The sequence below is a fragment of the uncultured Pseudacidovorax sp. genome, from assembly GCF_913773995.1.
GTDB lineage: Bacteria > Pseudomonadota > Gammaproteobacteria > Burkholderiales > Burkholderiaceae_C > Xenophilus.
Window position 1 is genome coordinate 1 of record NZ_CAJYES010000238.1, and the last position, 7,541, is coordinate 7,541.

The 7,541-nt window shown below is 71.6% G+C and carries 9 protein-coding genes; 6 read left to right on the forward strand and 3 right to left on the reverse strand.

What is annotated here, in order from left to right; all coding sequences use genetic code 11:
* The coding region (locus tag QZ772_RS22565) for a HAMP domain-containing sensor histidine kinase (RefSeq protein ID WP_295531344.1) at positions 1-473 on the forward strand (473 nt) is incomplete at its 5' end.
* A gap of 7 nt (positions 474-480) precedes the next feature.
* Here the strand turns inward: QZ772_RS22565 and pdxH are convergent.
* On the reverse strand, positions 481-1,128 hold the full coding sequence (gene pdxH / locus QZ772_RS22570) for a pyridoxamine 5'-phosphate oxidase (protein ID WP_295531347.1): 648 nt from the start codon (positions 1,126-1,128) through the stop codon (positions 481-483).
* A 60-nt stretch (positions 1,129-1,188) separates the two neighbouring features.
* On the opposite strand from pdxH, the gene QZ772_RS22575 reads away from it, so the two are divergent.
* Positions 1,189-2,100 carry a bestrophin family protein gene (locus tag QZ772_RS22575; RefSeq protein ID WP_295531350.1) on the forward strand — a complete coding sequence of 304 codons (912 nt, stop codon included), beginning with the start codon at positions 1,189-1,191 and terminating at the stop codon, positions 2,098-2,100.
* A complete protein-coding gene (locus QZ772_RS22580) occupies positions 2,097-2,666 on the forward strand; it encodes an NTP transferase domain-containing protein (protein WP_295531353.1) in 570 nt (189 codons plus the stop codon). Before QZ772_RS22575 ends, QZ772_RS22580 begins: the two co-directional genes overlap by 4 nt.
* Here QZ772_RS22580 and QZ772_RS22585 read toward each other — a convergent pair whose 3' ends face one another.
* Entirely contained in the window at positions 2,667-3,827 is a 1,161-nt protein-coding gene (locus QZ772_RS22585) for an FAD-dependent monooxygenase (protein WP_295531356.1), read from the reverse strand. It lies immediately after the preceding gene.
* A gap of 203 nt (positions 3,828-4,030) precedes the next feature.
* On the opposite strand from QZ772_RS22585, the gene QZ772_RS22590 reads away from it, so the two are divergent.
* The gene (locus QZ772_RS22590; RefSeq protein WP_295531358.1) at positions 4,031-5,113 is read left to right on the forward strand and encodes an AraC family transcriptional regulator; all 1,083 of its coding nucleotides are present in this window, start codon (positions 4,031-4,033) and stop codon (positions 5,111-5,113) included.
* Here QZ772_RS22590 and QZ772_RS22595 read toward each other — a convergent pair.
* Positions 5,053-5,580: a MarR family winged helix-turn-helix transcriptional regulator gene (locus QZ772_RS22595; protein ID WP_295531362.1), complete on the reverse strand. Its 528-nt coding sequence runs from the start codon at positions 5,578-5,580 to the stop codon at positions 5,053-5,055. The two genes, QZ772_RS22590 and QZ772_RS22595, sit on opposite strands and share 61 nt — an antisense overlap.
* A gap of 214 nt (positions 5,581-5,794) precedes the next feature.
* Here QZ772_RS22595 and QZ772_RS22600 point away from each other — a divergent pair, with 214 nt between their 5' ends.
* Positions 5,795-6,787: a tripartite tricarboxylate transporter substrate-binding protein gene (locus QZ772_RS22600; RefSeq protein ID WP_295531365.1), complete on the forward strand. Its 993-nt coding sequence runs from the start codon at positions 5,795-5,797 to the stop codon at positions 6,785-6,787.
* On the forward strand, positions 6,784-7,541 hold a 758-nt coding region (locus QZ772_RS22605), incomplete at its 3' end, for a molybdopterin cofactor-binding domain-containing protein (protein ID WP_295531368.1). The genes QZ772_RS22600 and QZ772_RS22605, both read left to right, overlap by 4 nt.

Sequence of the window (7,541 nt, forward strand, 5' to 3'; positions counted from 1 at the left end):
CGCGGCTGGACGATGCACCCACGTCCGCGCCGCCGGTGATCGACGTGGCGCAGTGGTTGCGCCAGGTGATGGCGGACATGGCGCCGGCTGCCTTCGCGCGCGACATGGACCTGAGCCTCGTCGCGCCCGATCGGCTGATGGCCGCCATCGAGCCCGCAGCCCTGCTGTCCATCGTGCAGAACCTGCTGGCCAACGCCATCGGCCACACGCCGCCGGGCACGCGCATCGTGGTCACGCTGGCCGGCTCGCCGCATCCGCTGTGCCTTTCGGTGGAAGACGATGGGCCGGGCATTGCGCCCGAGGAGGCGGCCAAGGTGTTCGAGCGTTTCCATCGCGGCGCCGACCCGCAGACCCGCGGCGCCGGCCTTGGGTTGGCCATCGTGCAGCAGGCCGCCGCGCGGCTGGGCGGCGAGGTGCGCCTTGGCCCGGGGCTGGAAGGGCACGGCGCGGGCTTGCACCTGCGACTGCCCTGAGGCCCGGTCAGGGGGCCAGACGGGTCTTGACCCAGTCCGCGCCTTCCTGCTGGTAGCAGAGCCGGTCATGCAGCCGGCTCTTGCGCCCCTGCCAGAACTCCCAGCGCTCCGGCACCAGCCGGTAGCCGCCCCAGTGCGGCGGGCGCGGCGGGTTGAGCAAAAACTTGGCGCTGTACTTGGCCGCATTGGCCACCAGCACACCGCGGCCTTCGATGTGCTGGCTCTGCGGGCTGGCCCAGGCACCGATGCGCGAATCGAGCGGGCGGCTGGCGAAGTAGGCGTCGCTTTCCTCGTCGCTCACCTTCTCCACCCGGCCCTCGATGCGCACCACGCGCTCCAGCTCGACCCAGTGGAACTGCAGCGCGGCGAAGGGATTGCCGGCCAGCTCCTGGCCCTTGCGGCTCTGGTAATTGGTGAACCAGACGATGCCTCGCGCGTCGTAGCCCTTGATCAGCACGATGCGGGTGGAGGGCCGCAGGTCGCTGCCAACGGTGGCGACGGTCATGGCATTGGGCTCGGGCACCTGGCCGGCGATGGCCTCGCCGAGCCAGCGCTCGAACTGCAGCAGCGGGTCGGCCGCGCTGTGGGTTTCGTCGAGTTCGGCCCGCTCATAGCTCTTGCGCAGGTCGGCCAGGGAGGTCTTCAGATCGCTCATGGCGGGCATTGTCCGTGCTGCCGATGGCCTCGCATTGACGAGGCCTAACATCGGGCGCCCATGATCGTCCGCCCCCGCCCGCACTGGCTGCGCCTGCTCTTCGTCTGGCGCGGCTCCATCCTTTCGCAGATCCTGCCGCAGCTGGCGCTGACCCTTGCCCTGTCGATCGTCGTGACGCTGCTGCACGGCCAGGTGCTGCGCTGGAAGGTGCCGATGAACTTCGTGCCCTTCTCGCTGATCGGCCTGACGCTGGCGATCTTCCTGGGCTTTCGCAACAGCACCAGCTACGGCCGCTGGTGGGAGGCCCGTATGCTCTGGGGCGCGCTGCTGATCGACTGCCGGGCGGCGGTGCGCCAGGCGCTGACCCTGGCCGAAGGCGGTGGCGAGGCGCGCGTGCTGGCGCTGCGGCTGATCGCGCTGGTGCATGCGCTGCGCCACCAACTGCGGGGCAGCGATCCGGCGGCCGACCTCGCGCGGCTGCTGCCAGCCTCCGAGGCCCAGCGCGTGATGGCGGCGCGCTACCGGCCGGCCATGCTGCTGCTGATGGCCGGCGAATGGCTGCGCGACCTGCGCACCCAGGGCCGGGCCGAGGCCGCCATCGTGCCCGCGCTCGAAGGCCCGCTGGACCGCATCGGCACCGCCATCGGCGGCTGCGAGCGGCTGGCCAACACGCCCATCCCCTTCACCTACGGCGTCATCATCCACCGCACCATCTACCTGTACTGCCTGCTGCTGCCCTTTGGTCTGGTCGACGCGATCGGTCCCATGACGCCGGTGATCGTGGTGCTGGTGGCCTATACCTTCTTCGCGCTGGAGGCGCTGGGCTCGGAGATCGAGGAGCCCTTCGGCGAGGCGCCCAACGACCTGGCGCTCGACGCCATCTGCTGGAGCATCGAGACCTCGGTGCGCGAATCCATCGGCGACGCCGACTGGCCACCGCAGCCCCAAGCCCGCAACTACGTGCTCACATGACCATGAACTCCGCCCGCCTGCCCGTCGTCCTGGTGCTGGCCTCCGGCCGTGGCGAGCGCTTCCGCGCCTCCGGCGGCAGGGTGCACAAGCTGCAGGCGCTGCTGGCCGGTGGCCGCGTGATCGACCGCACCCTGGAGTCGGTGCGCGCGAGCGGCCTGCCGTGGCATGTCGAGGACGTCGGCCATCCCGGCATGGGCGACTCCATCGGTGCGGCGGTGCGTGCCACGGCCGATGCGCCGGGCTGGCTGGTGTTGCCGGCCGACCTGCCGCTGGTGCTGCCCGCCACGCTCCGGGCGGTGGCGCAGGCCTTGACGGACGACGGGGCGGCGCAGCCCGTGTACTTGGGCGAGCGGGGGCATCCGGTGGGCTTCGGCGTGGCGAGCGCAGCGGCCCTGCAGGCACTGGCCGGCGAGCAAGGCGCCGCACCGGTGCTCAAGACGCTGCGCGCCCGGGGCGCCGTGCGCGAACTGACGGTGAACGATGCCGGCGTGGTGACCGACATCGACACGCTGGATGATCTCGCGCGGGCCGAGGCGCTGTGGCAGGCGCGCCAGACGGGCGGCTGATCAGACCGGCACGGCCCACGCGTCGTAGCCGTACACCCAGTCCGCATTGCCGCCGGCGCGCAGCCAGTTGTTGCCGCGCGATCCGATCTGGATGCGACTGGCCCGATCCTGCCGTGCGGCCTCATATCGCTTCAGCGCCGCCGGCACCCCGGCCGCCGGGCCGGCCAGGCCCACACAGCGGGCCAGCACCACGGCATCCTCGATGGCCGAGCCGGCGCCCTGGGCCATGAAGGGCATCATGGGATGGCAGGCGTCGCCCAGCAGCGTGATCGCGCCCTGCGACCACGCGGGCAGCGGGTCGCGCTCGTACAGGGCGGTCTTGAGCACCGAGTCGCACGCGGCCAGCAGCGCCCGCGCATGCGGGTGGAAGTCGCGGTAGACCTCGCGCAGCTCGTCCACGCTGCCCGGCGTGGTCCACGATTCCTCGTGCCAGGACTCCTGCGCCGTGGTCGCGAAGATGAAGGTGTCGCGGCCCTGGTTGAGCGGGAAGGTCACGATCTGGCTCTCCGGCGTGGGCCCCCACCATTTGGTGAAGGCGCCCAGGTCCGGCACCTCGCCGACGCGCGGGGTCGGCACCACGGCACGGAAGGCCACGACGCCGGTGAAGCGCGGCTGCTCATGGCCGAAGAGGGCGGCGCGCACCACCGAATGGATGCCGTCCGCGCCCACCAGCAGGTCGAGCCGGTGGGCCTCGCTGTCGTCGGCGAAGCGCACCGTCACCTCGGCCGTGGTGCGGTCCTGCGCGATGGCCTGGGCCCGCTTGCCGAACTGCACGCGCTCGCGCGGAAAGGCGTCGGCCAGCGCGGCCAGCAGGTCGGCCCGGTGGATGGTGAGCTGCGGCGCGCCGTACTGCTGCTCGGCCGTGTCGCCCATGGCCAGGCGCGAGGTCTCCTCGCCGCTGTCCCAGATGCGGCTGATGCGGTGCGTGGGCCGGGCGGCCGAGGCGCGCACCGCCTCGCCGATGCCGGGCGCGAGGCCGTCGAGCGCCCGCACGGCATTGGGCGTGAGGTTGATGTCTGCGCCCACGCGCAGGAACTGGCGGCTCTGCTCGAAGACCTGGACGTCGTGGCCGGCGGCCCGCAGTGCGCAGGCGGCGGCCAGGCCGCCGATGCCGGCGCCGACGATGCCGATGCGAAGGGGAGGGGTCGGGGATTCGGGCATGGCAGTGAGGGGTTCGAAGAGGGAGGGAGTCGGGCAGGCCGTGTGGCCTGGTTTCGGGCCGGATGGCCGTCGTGATGAGCGCGATTCTTCCGGCCGGCCCCGGCACGCATAACCGCCGAAAATCCCGCAATGGGGACGAAGCGTCTCCACCGCCTTCTCCATCCCACGCGCGAGCGCCGCGCCAGCCACCACCACCGCCTCTCATGGATGTCCTCAGCGACGTGCTCGCCATCTGCCGCGCCGAGCGGGCCGTGACCGCGCATTTCTCGCTGGGCGCGCCCTGGGCGCTGTCGTCGGCGGGCGTGCCGGGCGTGATGCTGCGGATCTCGCGCGGGGCGCCGTACTGGGTGCAGGTGCATGGCGAGTCGCCCGTGCAGGTGCTGGAAGGCGATCTGCTGATGCTGCCCCTGGGCAGTCCGCATGTGCTGGCGTCGGCCCCTGGCCTTGCGCCCACCCCCTTTGCCGACCTGATCGCGCAGCACGCGGATGGCGCCCGGGACGAGAACCCGCTGGTGTTCCGCCATGGCGGCGATGGTGCGGTGACCGAGATCTTCTCGACGCTGCTCTGGTTCTCGGCGTACAGCCGGCACGCAGTGCTGCGTCTGCTGCCGCCCTTGCTGCATGTGCGCCAGGGCGACATGCCGGCCGGGGGAAGCCTGGCGGGCGCCTTGCAGGCGCTGGTGCAGGAGACGCTCAGCCGGCGCCCGGGCTGGCGCCTGTCGGCCGAGCGCATGGGCGAGCTGCTGCTGGTCAACATCCTGCGCGAGCGCCTGGGCGATGCGGCGCGCGCGCAGGCGGGCTGGCTGCGCGGACTGGGCGATCTGGCCATCGCCCGTGCGCTGCAAGGCATCCACCATGCGCCGCATGAAGACTGGGACGTCGCGCGCCTGGCCAGCGCCGCCGCCATGTCGCGCTCGCGCTTCTGCCTGCGGTTCAAGAGCCTGGTCGGCAGCACGCCCATCGGCTATCTCACTGCCCATCGGATGACGCTCGCGGCCGAGCAGCTCGAGGCTGGCCGCCTCACGGTGGCGCAGGCGGCGGCCCAGGCGGGCTACGAGTCGGACAAGGTCTTCGCCCGGGCCTTTCGCCGCTGGTCGGGGCTGACGCCAGCCGCCTACCTCAAGCGCGAGCGTGCGCGCCGGCAGGCGCTGGGGGGCTTCGGTGAGCCTGCCGCACCCGTTGCCGATGCGCCGTCAGGCGAGGGCGGGCGGTCCGGCGCCGATCCTCAGACATCCAGACCGCGGATGTCGTCGGCGCCGGCGCGGTCGCCGTCCTCCAGGCAGTAGCGGCGCAGCCGCATCAAGGCGCGGTACATGGCGTCCCGCTCTTCGGGCGGCAGCACGCGGATGGCGGCCGCCTGGCGCGCGCGGGCCAGCGGAATGGCCTGGGCATGCAGCGCCTCGCCAGCGGCACTGATGAGGCAGAACACCTTCTTGCGGGGCGTGGTGCCTTCGTAGGAGAGGGTGACCAGCCCCCGGCCCTCCAGCAGCTTCAGGGTGCGGCTGACCAGCGCCTTGTCCGAGGTGGACTGCTGCACCACGTCGCTGAACGCGATGCGCTCCGCATGCGCCACCAGCGCCAGCACCCGCCATTCCGACACCGTCAGTCCGAACTGCTCCGCATAGGGCACGGTGATGGTGCGTCGCAGAGCATTGCCCACCTGGCTCATGAGCGTGGTGATGAAGGCATCGACGGTCAGGCCATTGCCTTGCTCGTCGAGGTCGGTCCAGGGGGTGGGGGAGGCATCGGTCATGGGCGGCGGATTGTTCCACGGGCAGGAGGCGCGGCTTTTCGCGCCGATTTGCCGTGCCTGTCGGCATTAGTATTTGCCCTAAGTTGATGCATCAACAAGCGGCACAGAATCTGCATCGTTCCGGTGGCGATTGATCGTTTCATACGTGGATCAATCGTGCGGTCCCATCCCTTTGCCTGTCCTGCAGCCTGTCTGCCCCACGAGGAGTCCCACCATGTCCTGCCATCGCCGTCTCATCCTGGCCTCGACCGCCGCCGCCGTGTTCGCGGCCGTCGCCATGCCCGCCCTGGCCCAGAGCGCCTATCCGAGCAAGCCCATCACGGTCGTCGTGTCCTATCCGCCCGGCGGCGACACCGATGCCATCGCACGCCTGTTCGCCGACAAGCTGGGTCAGCGCCTGAAGCAGCCGGTGGTGGTCGACAACAAGCCCGGGGCCGGCGGCGCGATCGGCAACGGCTTCGTCGGCCGCGCCCAGCCCGATGGCTACACCTTGCTGTTCACGCCCAACCCCTTCACCACGGCCCCGCTGGTGATGAAGCTGTCGGGCGCGGCGGCCTACGACGTGCTGGGTGGCTATGAGCCGGTGATCAACACGGCGGTGCAGCCGCTGGTGCTGGTGGGCAATCCGGCGGCGCTCGGCGGGGCGCGCACCCTGCCGCAGCTGGTGGCGGCGGCGAAGGCCGGCAAGGCCGTGAGCTATGCCAGCCCGGGCGCGGGCTCGCCCATGCACATCGTGGGCGAGTGGCTGAACAAGGCGGCGGGCGTCAAGTTCACGCACGTGCCCTATCGCGGCGTCGGCCCCTCGGTCACCGACGTGGTGGCCGGCCATGTGGACGTGGCCTGGGTCACCTTCGGGCCGGTCTACCAGTACATCGCGGCCGGCAAGCTGGTGCCGCTGGCCATCGGCGACGCGCAGCGCAGCAAGCTGGCCCCCGAGGTCCCCACCCTGAGCGAGCTGGGCTATGCCGACGTGGTGGTCGGCGCCTGGAACGGCTTCTTCGCACCCAAGGGCACGCCCGCGGCCGTGGTGCAGCGGCTCAACCAGGAGCTCAATGCCATCCTGAAGGAGCCCGAGGTGACGCAGAAGCTGGCCGTCTTCGGCGCCTTGCCCGCGGGCGGTTCGCCGGAGGTGCTGGGCCGGCTCAACCAGCGCGAATACGCGGTGATGGGCAAGGCGATCCGCGATCTGGGCATCTCGGCCGAATGAGCACCGAAGCCCCATCGAAAGCCGACATCCAGGAGGAGGGCGCGTCCACCCTCGGCGTCGGCATCCCGCAGGTGACGGCCCGTGCCAAGGTGCTGGGTCGCGCCGTCTATGCGGGCGACATCCGCTTGCCCGGCATGCTGCATGCCAAGGTGCTGCGAAGCCCCTATCCGCATGCGCGCATCGTGGCCATCGACACCGCGGCGGCGCGCGCGCTGCCGGGCGTGCGGGCCGTGCTCACCGGCGACGACGCGCCGGCCCAACTCTGGGGCGCGCACCACAAGGAGCGGGCCGTGCTGGCGCGCGGCGTGGTGCGCTTCTGCGGCGAGGAGGTGGCGGCCGTGGCGGCCGTCTCCGAAGAGATCGCCCGCGATGCCCTGGACTTGATCCAGGTCGAGTACGAGGAACTGCCCGCCATCCTGAGCATCGACGAGGCCCTGGACGAGGAGGCGCCGCCCCTGCATCCCGGCCGCGCCGACAACATCGGCCACGAGATCCGCTTCGAGCGCGGCGAGGTGGACGCGGGCTTCGCCGCAGCCCATCTGGTGCACGAGGCCACCTACACCACGCATTCGCAGTACCCCGGCTACATGGAGCCGATGGCCACGGTGGCCGCGCCCGACCCGGACGGCCGGCTGGTGCTGTGGACCTCGACCCAGGCGGTCAACCTGGTGCGCCTGCAGGTGGCGGCGACGCTGGGGTTGCCGGTGTCGCGGGTGCGGGTGGTGCAGGCGACGACGGGGGGCGGCTTCGGCGG